The following is a 12761-nucleotide window of genomic DNA, read 5'->3' as shown; positions in this document are numbered from 1 at the left end:
AAATCATGGGTTTAACTAATATCAGACTAAAAATCTGAGTTAACGGTCATATCTATTCGTTGTCAAGCGCTTCGGGTGGTTTGGTAACATATTGTTTTAGCTTCCGTAAAGGCTTCAGCCAGAAGGTGAAGAAATACGGAGTTAGCCCATTTAGTTGCCAGGCGAGTTTATCTTCGCGATTAGCTCTCAATCGATTTTGGACACTACTGTTACTAATTCCGCCCGCTCGCATCACAATAGTTACTTCGTCCATGTAAGCAAGTTTGGCTTTGTTTTTGTGAATAAACCGTAGCATCAATTCATAATCGGCAGCACTTTTCATATCGAGCCGAAACAGACCGTATTTTTCGTAAAGCCATTTCTTCGCAAAAAACGAAAGATGACCTGGCATCCAACCCCACGAAAAAGCATTCTCGCTGTACCAGCCAGATCGCCAGTAGCGTTTAAGCTTTTGTGGATTATCACGTTCTACGTATAACATATCGCCATAAACAGCATCGCTACCCGTTCGTTCGAAGGTCGCTACCATGTTTTCTATAACACGTTTATGCCGATAAAAATCATCCGCATTCATCAGCCCAATTATGTCGCCGGTGGCTAATCTGATCCCTTTATTCATGGCATCATATAACCCTTTGTCAGGTTCGGAGATAAATCGGGCAACTTTCGTGCCGTAGGATTGTACGATTTCTACAGTCCCATCGGTCGATTTTCCGTCGACAATAATGTACTCAATGTTGGTATAGGTCTGATTCAGGACCGATTCTATGCAGTCCCGAATAAACTCTGCGCCGTTATAAACAACTGTTATGATAGAGACTTTCACGCCGTAATAGTTCGTTGCCGGACAAAAACAGCCGGATTGCCCTGATAAATGCCATATGCCTCTAATGAATGTGTAGCTACCGAATTGACCGATAGCACAGCATGAGATTCGCAGTGAACACCTGCGCAAACGACTGCTTTGGCTCCAACCCAGACGCCATCGTCCAAAGTAATAGGCCGGGTCGTTAGATCGAAGGTTGACAGGCGATAGTTATGGTTACCCGTTAAGATCATGGCTCCCTGAGAAAGACAGGCGTGATCACCAATAATTACTTTGCTCAAATTATCAATCCAGACCTGTTCACCTATCCAGACGTAATTACCCACTTCTAGTAACCAGGGGTATTTAATATTTACGGCTGGTTTGAGCATAACGTGATGACCGATTTTTGCGCCAAACAACCGTAAAATCGCTATTCTGAAACTGCCCGGTATTGGTAAATAGGTATTGATAAAAAAGGCATTCACAATGAACCATACTACCACTCGCCACCGAGGGCCGTGGTCATACCAGCTATTGTCGAACCGAGATAAATCGGTTTTACCAATAGACTGATTTGATGGTGGTTCGTTGTTTTTCTTTTGATAGGATTCCATGAATTGACTAGTAGTCGAGTTAGGATTGGCTAACCTGTTCTGAGCGAGCTGGCCGTAGATCTTTGCCGTATTCTTTTCGGAAGTACTCAATGAGTGCTTCTTTATCATCGCCAACCCGAAGCTTTACTTCCATAAGTTTGGCATCGACCAGAAAGCGGTACCATAGCCCTTGTAAAAAACACCAGGCAAAGCCAGGGATACCATCCAGAAAGCCTAAACGAATAAAATAGCGATAGATAAAATAGAGTATTGGCCGTGTAAATAAGGGTAACGATGCATATTTGGCTTTTAAATACCGCGTGCGTTGATCCTGTGTCCCAAACAAGCGGGCCTCCATGGTATCGGCCTTATCAAAATGATGGCGATAATTCAGCAGGTTAATCATTTCCAGAATAGAGTAATGATTGTGCTTCTGCGTCCACCAGGTCAGATTATTCAGGTTATGATCAACAAGGTCGTGATCGAATTGAATCGACTCGCCTTTGGTGAGTTTGATATGTTCGTCGTGCCAGACCTGCTCGCAAAACCCATCGCCCCGGCGCCAGAGTCGAAGAAGCCAGAGTGGGTAAAAGCTTCCGTGGCGAATCCAGCGATTCAAGAAGAATACCCTTCGCTTTACGTAAACGCCACCTACCTCAGTTGGTAAACCCATTAACCGACGGTTGATCTCATCGGCTAATTCAGGCATTACATATTCGTCGGCATCCATCCGCATCACCCATGCAGTCGTAAACGGGTTATGGTCAATACCAAAGTTGAATTGGGTAGCGTAATTCACCCAGGCGTTCTGCACCACTACGGCGCCCATTGATCGGGCAATCTCAACAGTTCGATCCGTTGAAAAAGAGTCAACAATGAAAATTTTGTCTGTATACGGAAGTAAACTCTGTAGACACCGAGTAATGTGTTTTTCCTCGTTGAATGTTAGAATGATGACAGATACATCGGTCATACTTTAGATAGCTTTGGGGGCAATAGATAGGTTTTTTGATTCTTTTTCGCAAAAAAGGCCGTATTTTTATCCACCCGTTATGAGCTTAATAGATCATGCAATATTATAACTTTTTTTTAGACGGGACAAAGCCAATGAAGAGACTTTATGGTGCCTTTATATTGTTTTTGTCATATTTCGGTTCGTTTGGGCAGGTTGTATTTGACCAACTTCCCCGTGACTTGCAATTATATCCTCGCGATGCAACTAATCAGGCTGCAATCAGTGTGAGTGGTTCGATGAGTGGCACTGCCGTTAGTTATACAAAAATTGGCGTACAGGTGTTGCGAGAGGGTTTGCTGACTAAAGCGCTTAGTCAGACACTTAGTCCAAGCAGTACGACCTTCAAACTGACAACAACCATCAAGGCCGAAACGGCTGAATATGGGTTTCGGGTATTTGCTTACAAAGGTGCTGATTCAGTGCTCGTTGCTGAACGGAAGCGAGTTGTTTGTGGCGACGTTTACATCATTCACGGGCAATCCAATGCGTTGGCCCTGGCTGGGTTAGATACCTATTACTCTGTTGGTTTCGATGATAAATATCTTCGTAATGCAGCCTATTCCTATGGCTCCCCTGCCTCCAATATGACTTGGTTTCCGGCTAAACAGCCCTATGCCAGTGTTGGCGGATTAGGCTTGACAATACAACGGCTGATCTTGCAAACCTACGGTATTCCAACCTGTGTAATCAATGGTGCCCAGGGTGGAACCCAAATTTCGCTTCTGTTGGCTCGCAATCCTGCCAATCATGCTGACACAAATACATTCTACGGAAACCTGCTGTATCGGGCACAGTGGGCGGGTGTTGCCAGACAGGCTAAGGCCATTATTTTTCGCCAGGGCGAAGAGGATGCCGGAACCGGAATATCAGGATATGCCGGAAAATTTGCCACGTTGTACAATCAGCTTCGGGAAGATTATGGTGACATGCGTATTTATGTTGGCCAGATCAATATTCTCGACAATACAAACCCCAATGATAGTGCAGCTGCTTTGCGGGATTTTCAGCGACGTACGAAATTCCTGTTCAAAAATGTTGAGACGATCGCTTCCGTTGGTACTGTTGGTTATCAGGGAGTTCACTATGAACCTTTAGCCTATCAACAGCTTGCCTTTGAGCAATTCAGGCAGCTTGCCCGTGATATTTATGGCTCAACGGATACACTTCAGATTAATTCACCTGACGTGAAAAAGACATTTTACAACGCCCGAAAAGATTCGATCACGTTGGTTTTCGACGATCAGATGCAGATGGTATGGAAGAGTGATACAGCCTTTTACAGTTTTGCAACAGGGGTAAAAGAGTATGGCCGTGAGCAGAAAGATTATTTCTATCTGGATGGTAAATCAGGTTTGGTGGCTGGCGGCTCAGCTACCGGAAACCGAGTGATTCTGGCACTAAACCAGCCAGCCACAGCCAAAACGTTGCGTTATCTGCCAGCTTATTTTTCCGATAATTTCTCCGCGTTTTATGATGGACCTGTACTAAAAAATTCACGGGGCATGCGTGCCTTTTCATTCGATGGAGTTCCGATTGCTGACGCCATTGCAACAGTGACCACACTCGCGGCCAAACCATTGTCGGAGAAACAAATTCAATTGAACTGGACTGTATCGGCCAATGCGCAAACACAGCTGTTAGAACGATCAGATGGTACACCGAGTAGTTATAAACAAATTGCCTCATTCAATGGCACAACGGCAACTTACACCGATACGAATTTGCCAGATCCGTTGGGTACCTATTATTATCGGCTTCGTGCGTCCAATAGCACATCAGAGTCTGGTTACAGTAACGTGGTTATTGCACGCCCTTTAATTCTGGAGATTGAACCAACTGAACCTCTGGTACAGCTATACCCGAATCCGCTAAGTACGGATCGACTACTTCATGTGGAGGCCAGCCAGGTAACCTTTACCAATCTCTCAGTACGAGACCTGTTAGGGCGCGTTGTGAAAAGCTGGAGCGGTACGGCCAAAAATACGCTTACGCTTGGCCTGAGCGACCTGGAAGCGGGTTTGTACATTGCTAATTTACAAACAACCGACGGGCAAACGCTACGACGAAAAATAGTGATTCGCTAAGAAATGAATACTGCCTTTCGGTCGGAATACGTAGTTTTGTGACATTACCATAGCCTACTCTTTATGCGCCTTGTGATTCTTACGCAGGATGACCCATTCTACCTCGCTCGTAATATTGATTATCTTCTGAAAAAACTGCCGCCTTACGCCGAAGTGGTGGCAACGGTAGTTTTCGATGTTTCGCCATTTGGTAAACGCGAAAGTTTCAGTGAGAAAATGAAGAAAACCTACGACATCTTTGGGTTGCCTTTTTTTATACGCTACGGAACAAAATTCGTAATGTCGAAGCTCGATTCCCGGAACAACGTCCGGAAAACACTGGCCGATCGAAATATACCCTTGATTCATATTGAAGGGAATATTAATAAGGACGAAAACTTAGAAAAACTAAGGGAGTATAAGCCCGATCTGTTGGTGTCAATTGCTGGTAATCAGATTTTTAAGCAGAAACTACTGGATGTTGCTACCTACGGTTGTATTAATCTCCATACGGCTCTTCTGCCGAAATATCGCGGATTGATGCCTTCTTTCTGGGTGTTGAAAAACAAAGAAACACATACGGGCGTCTCTGTATTTTTTGTAGACGAGGGTATCGACAGTGGCCCAATTTTGGTTCAGGATAAACTGGCTATTGGCAACATGAGCCAGGCTGAGTTAATCGATGTGACGAAGAAAATGGGTATGGATGCGATTCTGAAATCGATCGACAAAATCCATTCGGGCAAGTACACGCTTATTGAGAACGATGCCTCTCAGATGACTTATTTTACCTTTCCGACGAAAGAAGACGTAAAGGCCTTCCGTGACGCCGGAAAACGGTTTTATTAAAAGAGAGAGGAAAGGAAGAGAGGAGGAGAGGGACGAGAGGATTAATCGATTCCTTCTTGCCCTATCCTCCCACTCCTCCCTTTCTTCCTTCTCCTCCCGTTTTTATGAATATCCTGACATTTGATATTGAAGAGTGGTTTCATATTCTGGACAATGCCTCAACCCGAACAGAATCGGACTGGAGTCGTTATGAGAGCCGTATTCACCAGAACATGGACCTCATCTTCCAGCTTTTAGACGAAACAAACAGCCGGGCTACTTTTTTCTGTCTGGGATGGGTTGCCGCTAAGCATCCTGATGTGATTCGACGCATTGATGCCGCTGGCTACGAAATTGCTACGCATTCGTACGCACATCAACTAGCGTATGAACAGACGCCCACCCAATTTCAGGATGATTTGGTCCGATCGATTCAGCATTTGCAGGATATTACAGGCAAAAAAGTGCGATCATATCGAGCACCGGGTTTTTCAATCAAAGAGTATAATCGCTGGGTATTCCCAATTCTGGTTGAGCAGGGTATCGAAATTGACTGTTCGGTGTTTTCTGCACGGCGTTCCCACGGGGGCGATGCATCGCTAGGTATGTTTGAGCCAGGGTATCTGAATGTTGGAGGGACTTTATTAAAAGAATTCCCTATTAATACGGCTCCTGTACTGGGGCAAGATCTGATTTTTTCGGGGGGAGGTTATTTTAGACTATTTCCGTATAGTCTGATAAAAAGCCTGATGGGTCGATCTCCCTATGTCATGACTTACTTTCATCCACGCGATTTTGATGCGAAGCAGCCTATGATTCCAGGGTTGAGCCAAATGCGTAAGTTTAAGTCATACTATGGCCTTCAGAATTGCTGGCCCAAATTAAAGCAGTTGCTTCTCGAATTCCCATTTGTAGACCTTGCCGAAGCCGATCAGCAAGTCGATTGGACTAAGGTTATACAGCGTACTGTGTGATTTTTTTACTAGCTAATTAATTAGCACATTAACTACAACTTATTTGAAAAATGGTTACTGATTTCTCTAGAAATAGAGGTACTGTTACATGGTTTATTTTGCTCAGTGCCATTCCAATTCTGCTTTTTTTCTATATATTTTTCCAGTATATCAGTAATATTCCTTTTCAGGACGATTATGATGCGCTCTTAGAACCTGTTACCAAGTTTACGCAGCTAACTCATTTTTCTTTGTCTGAGTTTGTGAAAATTGTTTGGACACAGGATGATGAACGACGAATTGTAATTAATCGGTTAGTCGCAATTTTAACTTATTCGATACTTGGTAAATTAGATCTTAGGCTACAGGCTTTTTTAGGCTTATTATCTTTAGTGGGTATATTTTATCTAATATACACGATTATTCGTGATGCTAAACTTCCGTTTATTTTAGTCCTGGCTTGTTCATTATTATTATTCCACATCCAGTATTACGAAACGATCTTTTGGGCAATGATTCCCTTACAACATGTCATTGTTTATTTTTTCGTTCTATTCGCTTCATCTTATTTATATACGCCTAAACTGTCTTCTCTGATAATTTCACTAGTAGTAGCTATTCTTGCCATTCTAAGTGATGTAAGTGGGACGTTTATTTTACCCGTAGGTTTACTGCTGTTAGGGTTACAACACCGATGGAAACACAGTATTATATGGGCAATTGTTATAGGGGGAATGATATTCCTGTACTATCAAAACTTTACAGTTCCTTCCTTCAGACCTAAGTTATCCGATAACTTACAACGACCTGATCTGATTATTGGACGTATTTTGGTGGCTAGCGGGATGTCGTTCGATGCGAACACGCTACTTCCAGCAGGTATACGAATAGGTCTGATTATGGTAATGGGGGTTATTTTGTGGGGTTGTGTTATTTTATCCGGATTTTTTCTGGTTAAATCAGCATTTAATCGGTTAGGTGTAAAGCTTGCTCGCTGGGAAAGTATATTATGGGGAGGATTATTCCATTTTAGTATAACCTTGCTTGCTTTAGCCGTAGGAAGGGCAATTGAAGGCATTGATCCGTTATTAATTAGTCGCTATAAACATATTGGATTTATTTGGCTGATTTTGATCATTTTATTGATTGCCAGCAAACTTAAACCTGCGACCCAGCTTGTATTTAGTAAAGTCTGGCTTGTGATGGGTTTTTGCCTATTTCTATTTAGTTATTTCACTTATTTAGCCCCGCTGGATTTTTATTATAAAGACCGTTATACGGATATATATGGCTGGAAAAATAGCCGGACAATACCTAGCACGCCTATTTATATAAGTGTGCAGGCAACCGTAGATACCATAACAAATCAGGCTGTTCGGACAGGTGTTTATCAGTTACCTGATCACTACTTTTTTGAGGGCCCGTATCAGGAAAAAAAAGAGATCGTCCGCTTAAAAACAGAGCATATGGGGGGACACACATTGTCCTTTGTAAACGATACATTTACCCGGCGATTCGGTAAAAAAAATGGGGCTTTTATTGTTCTCAAAAGTGCCGATCAGCAGCAAATTGTTCCGACTCAGCAAAACAAATATTCCCTGAAATCTTTTCTGTTTTCGTTCGGACAGAATTATTATGCAAACGGTTTTTTCGGTGTATTTACCAGCAAATACTTGAAAAATAATCAGACGTATAATGTATTTGTTTTAGGGATTGATGGGGATAATAAAATTATTTACCCCACCAATACACAAATTGAAACGGGTACTGATTCACTCAAAATTGTGTCATTGTAGCATTACTTCTTTTGAACGATTTTCGTATACTCGTCCAGAAGCTGTTTAGCTACCACATCAATATCGTAGAGTTTCTTTACCATTCCCGTTGCATTCTGGGCTACCTGACTGCGAAGCAACTCATCGCCCAATAGTTTTTCAAGACCAGCCGTTACAGCTTCCGGGGTTAAACTACTTAATAGACCTGCCGCTTCATATTGCTGAATCGTATCGCCAAATCCAACTCGATCCGACACAAGAGCAGGTGTTCCGGCTGCCATTGCTTCAAGAACAGCCATCGAAAAACCTTCTGAATAGGAAGGAAGCGTAAATACATCCGCGTCAGCGAGAGCCGCCTTCTTATCGTCACCGGTGAGCATGCCTACCAGCCTTATCGAGTCGCTAAGCCTATGCTGATCAATAAACTGCTGGGTTGTGGCTTGGTAGCCATCATCGGAACCCGCCAGAGCCAGTATCGTATTTGGGTATTTCTGCACATAATCCCGAAAGCCAGGTAAGAGTAAGTCCAATCCTTTTTTTACATTCAGACGACTCATAAACAGCACTAACTGTTTATTGGCGGGGATATTGAATTTCTGTCGGAACGTGCCTTTGGGAGGAAGTTGAGCAAAGTCGCTGGTTTTTACACCATTGGGAATAACAACTACATTGGGGTGTGGCTGCCCGAGGTACCGCAAGATATCTTCCTGTTCATCGGTATTATTGATCTGTACTAAATCGGCACGGCGTAAATAGGCTTTTTGGGCAAGCGAATTCATCAACTCTTTTTTCCAGTTGTTGTGCGCATATACCCAGCGGTCCAGCACCCCATGAATCGTTATGACTTTGGCGATCTTCCGATCGAGCATAAAGGGGGCTAGTGTGCCAAAATGCCAAAGCCCATGACAATGAATGACATCGTACTCGTGGATATGCTTTTGGAGATATTGATACAATTCGACCGAAAATTCCCGGAAAAATCGACTGATAAGCGGAGTTCGTTTGCACAATATTAAGTTCGCGCCTTCGGGGATTGGGTAGGGTTTTTCGCCGGGAGTAAATGGGCTTAAAATGTCAACCTGATGGCCGTAGCGAAGAACAACCTGCGTGTGGTCGAAAATAATTTTAGGAGGGCCACCGGCTTGCCAGGTGTAAGCACAGATATTTAAGATTCGCATAGATGCCGCGAAATAACTGATTAGTTCGTGATTTTTATAAAACCATTGAGCATTTCCTGAGCTACCGCTTCGGGCGCGTATGGCGCAATGATCTGTCGGGCTGCCTCACCCATTCGGTTTGTATCCACTAAGCCATCCATAAACTGAGTTAACAGATGACTTAATTGCTCGGGCTGATCAGGGTTGAAGACAAACCCATTTTGCCCATTTTTAACGAGGTCAACTGCACAACCACATCGCTCAGACACGATAACGGGTAGGCCGCAGGCCATAGCCTCATTGACGACTAAACCCCAGGGTTCTGACCGACTTGGCAGCACCAGTACGTTACTAAGAGCCAGCACCTCCGGTACCCGAAACCAGGGTCGACCGGGCAGCAGAATGATCTGGTCTGTTAATCCCAACGTGCTGATTTGCTGAGTGAGGTTCGCTTTTTCCGTGCCATCTCCCAATAGAATTATCCCCCAGTCAGTTCCGTTTTTCGATTGTTTACGAGCTTCTGCAAACGCGTTTAGTAACATCGGGAGGTTCTTGGCCTCAATGAGCCTACCCACAAAAACAAAGTTATTGGGGCGCAACCCGAATACCTGCTGTTGCTGCGTGCGGGAAGGCAATGACTGGTTGTATACTGATTGAAGTACGTTATTGTCAACAGCGTTTTTGCGGAGTAAAATCTTACTGGACGGCACGCCGAGTTGGATTACATAATCGGCAGCCTGGCTACCAAAGCAAAAGAATCCGTCGCACTGACTAAACACCCATCGTTTTAGCTGTTCTTTCCAACCTCCCCGTTGTTGATCAGCCGCCGTACTTTCGTTTTGCATCACAACCCGAATACCATTTACTTTAGCCCATACTAGCAACAGAAGCTGCGCCGGATCGTAATAACCCGTTAGGTTTATGACATCGGGTCGAAAGGCTTTAGCGTGCCGAAGTAGTGCCTGAGCCCGTTCGCGAAAGCTGACTTCCTCTAGATAACGGTCAAACAGAAGCTCGTACTTGTACATGTAGGTTGGAGTGGATTCATACGAATTTGATTCCAAACTGGCACGGGAACGTTCGTTACGGGCAATCTGTAGGACGAGTACAGAAATATCGGTTTGTTGATCAACAAGCTGCTGTAAGGCCTGAAATACACTGGATTTATAGTGCGCCCAGAGCATATTATGAACTATAAGAATACGCATCAGGCCGATTCGGGGTTTGCTATGACAACGTATTGCTCATGGGCATCTACGGGGGTATTATCGTGTAAATGATCGGGAAATAGATGATCGACGCCCATAAATCGGATCATCAGTGCTAAGGGGAACCAGAACGAAATTTCATACGGTCGCCCGTTTGTGATTGACTGGATTAGGATCAGTAGGAAAAAATACGCTAAAAATACACTCAATGGATTGGGGTTTCGGCGCATAATACCCAACGAATAGAAACCGGCCATACCAATAACGCCCCCGAATAAGACTAACCCCAAAATCCCCTGATCGGCCAGGGCCTCCATTATTGGCACATCCAGATACAGGAACTTGTAGCCATATCCGAGAATCAGCATGTGAATGTGGCCAAGTAAGACATTTCGAAGGAAATCGGCACTGGCTGACCGGTTTGCTGTAGAATCATCGAGAACGGCTTTATAATCGGCCCCCTGCGCTTTTAGCCCTAACATCGCATAGACCGTTTCTAAATTTCGCTCTGCGAAGGAGGTTACGTAATCGTATAGAATGAAGTAAACGGTTAGATAGCGCTGGAAAAAATACATAACGCCTAAGAAACCCACGACCATAATTGTGATCGGAATGGGTTTGACCAGGCTACGAGCAACCTGGCGAATCTGGGCTGGCCGAACGTTGAAGTATAAAAATAAACCAATGGCTAAGGCCAATGCAACAATAGCCGAACGGGTTTGAGTGAGTACCAAAATCGCAATATTAAGAACACCTGCAAAAAAGGAAAGAAGTCGAAATATAACATGCGTGTTAGGTCGAAGGAGCCAGATTGCACAGGCAATGGCACCCATAAAGGCGTTGCGGGAAAATGAATGAGGATTGCCCGATCCTGGATCACCATTGTTCAGTGTAATGGTTGCTCGCTGGCCAATAGCCCATGTCGGATCTGTTATTAGTGCGTAAACTAGTCCCAGATTTGATAATAATGTAAAAATCACCACTACCGGAATAAACACCGGAATAATTTCATTGGGTATATTGATCAGTAGAAATAAGAAAATCAACATGTAGGCATAATAGATCATATCCCGACCCGAATCCTCATAGCCGGGCACACCATTGTATAGGTACATGTAGATAATGCTAAGCAGGAGAAAGCCCAGGCCCATCCAGAACATGGTCATGTTAGGACGATAAAGTCGGCGTAAAAAGGTAAATGGAACCATAAGCACCAAACCACCCGCCAAAGCCGCAGCCGTAAATGCTGTGCTGCCAGGGGCAAGTCTCATTGTTTCCCGAAAAAAGAAGATCAGCGGGTAGCCATCCACCAGAATGCAGATACCGAGAACTATCCGCATATAATCGAGGGTCTTCAATAAGCGAATAAAGTTGCTCATAAACAGACTATGGTTTGTGGTTTGTGTTATTCGGTTTTAGAAATCGGGTAACGATAAACCGGATAATGCACTTTCAATTTAATGCCTGGACCGATTTAGGGTAAGCCGATGACGGACATAGCCCCATTCACCTTTCAGTACAAAAGTCAGTAGTTTGCGAAGTCGGCAATAACGTTGCCAGAATGATGCCCCTAACGATGAGGTTAAGCTAGGAAGGTATTTTTCCTTCACGAACTTATGTTCCTGGAGGCCAACCGTTGCGGCAATCGTCGACGATTTCGCATCTGGCTGTACCCGGAATCCTCCCCAAAACCCATTCACATGCCGAAACTTTATGCCAGATTGAACACCCAGACGTGCTATGATTTCGTAATCGATCACAAATCTCAGGCTTTCGTCGAGTAACCCGAATTGCTCTAAACGTTCGCGTCGGATAAATAACGACTGATTAAATACCTGCATACCTTCGTAAAGCTGACATTCTACACAAAACTCAGGGGCACGCATCTCCTCTAAAATAACGTCGGCTTCGTCGATGATATACATATCTCCAAAAAAAACGTCGGTAGTCGGGGCTTTACGCCAGGCTTCAGCTACCCGGCTAAGGGCATCAGGAGCAAATACATCGTCGGAGTTCTGAAAGGCAACGTAATCGCCTGTGGCCAATCGAAATCCTTTATTTATGGCGTCAGTTTGACCACGATCTTTTTCACTAACCCATCCGGCCAGATAGGGTTCATATTTTTTTATGATGTCAAGACTACCGTCTGTAGATCCACCATCCATAATAAAATACTCAAGGTTTGGATAGTGCTGATTCAGGACGCTCAAAATCGTTCGTTCGAGGTATTGAGCCTGATTAAACGAAGGCGTTACGATCGTTAACTTCGGGTAGACTTTCGAATCGGCGACGGAATTTCCTTGCAGACGATACGGCGAAGTCACAAAATCCTGTAAGGTGTTGTTCGAAGAATTCATACTG

11 protein-coding genes are annotated in these 12761 nt (G+C 44.1%); 4 read left to right on the top strand and 7 right to left on the bottom strand.

Annotation, left to right across the window (positions count from 1 at the left end; all coding sequences use genetic code 11):
* Positions 1-52 precede the first annotated feature (52 nt).
* From H3H32_RS14345 to H3H32_RS14335, 3 genes are read right to left on the bottom strand one after another with little or no spacing between them, the layout of a single operon-like run.
* Positions 53-826 carry a glycosyltransferase family 2 protein gene (locus H3H32_RS14345; protein WP_182463359.1) on the bottom strand — a complete coding sequence of 258 codons (774 nt, stop codon included), beginning with the start codon at positions 824-826 and terminating at the stop codon, positions 53-55.
* Positions 823-1422, bottom strand: a complete 600-nt coding sequence (locus H3H32_RS14340; protein WP_182463358.1) for a WcaF family extracellular polysaccharide biosynthesis acetyltransferase — start codon at positions 1420-1422, stop codon at positions 823-825. The genes H3H32_RS14345 and H3H32_RS14340 overlap by 4 nt, the downstream gene beginning before the upstream one ends.
* Positions 1423-1441: 19 nt before the next feature.
* A complete protein-coding gene (locus H3H32_RS14335) occupies positions 1442-2374 on the bottom strand; it encodes a glycosyltransferase family 2 protein (protein ID WP_182463357.1) in 933 nt (310 codons plus the stop codon).
* A 134-nt stretch (positions 2375-2508) separates the two neighbouring features.
* Between H3H32_RS14335 and H3H32_RS14330 the strand changes: the two genes are divergently transcribed.
* The 4 genes from H3H32_RS14330 (at position 2509) to H3H32_RS14315 (ending at position 8056) form a co-directional block, all read left to right on the top strand.
* Complete coding sequence (locus tag H3H32_RS14330) at positions 2509-4500, top strand: sialate O-acetylesterase (protein ID WP_182463356.1); 1992 nt, start codon at positions 2509-2511, stop codon at positions 4498-4500.
* A gap of 63 nt (positions 4501-4563) precedes the next feature.
* Positions 4564-5328: a methionyl-tRNA formyltransferase gene (locus H3H32_RS14325; protein WP_182463355.1), complete on the top strand. Its 765-nt coding sequence runs from the start codon at positions 4564-4566 to the stop codon at positions 5326-5328.
* 104 nt (positions 5329-5432) lie between these two features.
* The gene (locus H3H32_RS14320) at positions 5433-6281 is read left to right on the top strand and encodes a polysaccharide deacetylase family protein (RefSeq protein ID WP_182463354.1); all 849 of its coding nucleotides are present in this window, start codon (positions 5433-5435) and stop codon (positions 6279-6281) included.
* A gap of 50 nt (positions 6282-6331) precedes the next feature.
* Positions 6332-8056 carry a hypothetical protein gene (locus tag H3H32_RS14315; RefSeq protein WP_182463353.1) on the top strand — a complete coding sequence of 575 codons (1725 nt, stop codon included), beginning with the start codon at positions 6332-6334 and terminating at the stop codon, positions 8054-8056.
* 2 nt (positions 8057-8058) lie between these two features.
* Here H3H32_RS14315 and H3H32_RS14310 read toward each other — a convergent pair whose 3' ends face one another.
* The 4 genes from H3H32_RS14310 to H3H32_RS14295 all read right to left on the bottom strand — a co-directional run bounded on the left by H3H32_RS14310 (position 8059) and on the right by H3H32_RS14295 (position 12757).
* Positions 8059-9213, bottom strand: coding sequence for a glycosyltransferase (locus tag H3H32_RS14310; RefSeq protein ID WP_182463352.1), 1155 nt, complete (start codon positions 9211-9213; stop codon positions 8059-8061).
* A gap of 20 nt (positions 9214-9233) precedes the next feature.
* Entirely contained in the window at positions 9234-10400 is a 1167-nt protein-coding gene (locus H3H32_RS14305; RefSeq protein WP_182463351.1) for a glycosyltransferase family 4 protein, read from the bottom strand.
* Entirely contained in the window at positions 10400-11779 is a 1380-nt protein-coding gene (locus H3H32_RS14300) for an O-antigen ligase family protein (RefSeq protein ID WP_182463350.1), read from the bottom strand. Before H3H32_RS14300 ends, H3H32_RS14305 begins: the two co-directional genes overlap by 1 nt.
* A 78-nt stretch (positions 11780-11857) precedes the next feature.
* A complete protein-coding gene (locus tag H3H32_RS14295; RefSeq protein WP_182463349.1) occupies positions 11858-12757 on the bottom strand; it encodes a glycosyltransferase family 2 protein in 900 nt (299 codons plus the stop codon).
* Positions 12758-12761 lie beyond the last annotated feature (4 nt).

This window comes from Spirosoma foliorum, from assembly GCF_014117325.1.
Lineage (GTDB): Bacteria > Bacteroidota > Bacteroidia > Cytophagales > Spirosomataceae > Spirosoma > Spirosoma foliorum.
This window is presented reverse-complemented; position numbering and strand designations above follow the sequence as displayed.

Excerpts from the sequence above, each read along its gene's own strand:
- H3H32_RS14300 (WP_182463350.1), bottom strand. The coding sequence starts at position 11,779 with ATGAGCAACTTTATTCGCTTATTGAAGACCCTCGATTATATGCGGATA.
- H3H32_RS14305 (WP_182463351.1), bottom strand. The coding sequence starts at position 10,400 with ATGCGTATTCTTATAGTTCATAATATGCTCTGGGCGCACTATAAATCC.
- H3H32_RS14295 (WP_182463349.1), bottom strand. The coding sequence starts at position 12,757 with ATGAATTCTTCGAACAACACCTTACAGGATTTTGTGACTTCGCCGTAT.
- H3H32_RS14330 (WP_182463356.1), top strand. The coding sequence starts at position 2,509 with ATGAAGAGACTTTATGGTGCCTTTATATTGTTTTTGTCATATTTCGGT.
- H3H32_RS14325 (WP_182463355.1), top strand. The coding sequence starts at position 4,564 with ATGCGCCTTGTGATTCTTACGCAGGATGACCCATTCTACCTCGCTCGT.
- H3H32_RS14335 (WP_182463357.1), bottom strand. The coding sequence starts at position 2,374 with ATGACCGATGTATCTGTCATCATTCTAACATTCAACGAGGAAAAACAC.
- H3H32_RS14320 (WP_182463354.1), top strand. The coding sequence starts at position 5,433 with ATGAATATCCTGACATTTGATATTGAAGAGTGGTTTCATATTCTGGAC.
- H3H32_RS14310 (WP_182463352.1), bottom strand. The coding sequence starts at position 9,213 with ATGCGAATCTTAAATATCTGTGCTTACACCTGGCAAGCCGGTGGCCCT.
- H3H32_RS14315 (WP_182463353.1), top strand. The coding sequence starts at position 6,332 with ATGGTTACTGATTTCTCTAGAAATAGAGGTACTGTTACATGGTTTATT.
- H3H32_RS14340 (WP_182463358.1), bottom strand. The coding sequence starts at position 1,422 with ATGGAATCCTATCAAAAGAAAAACAACGAACCACCATCAAATCAGTCT.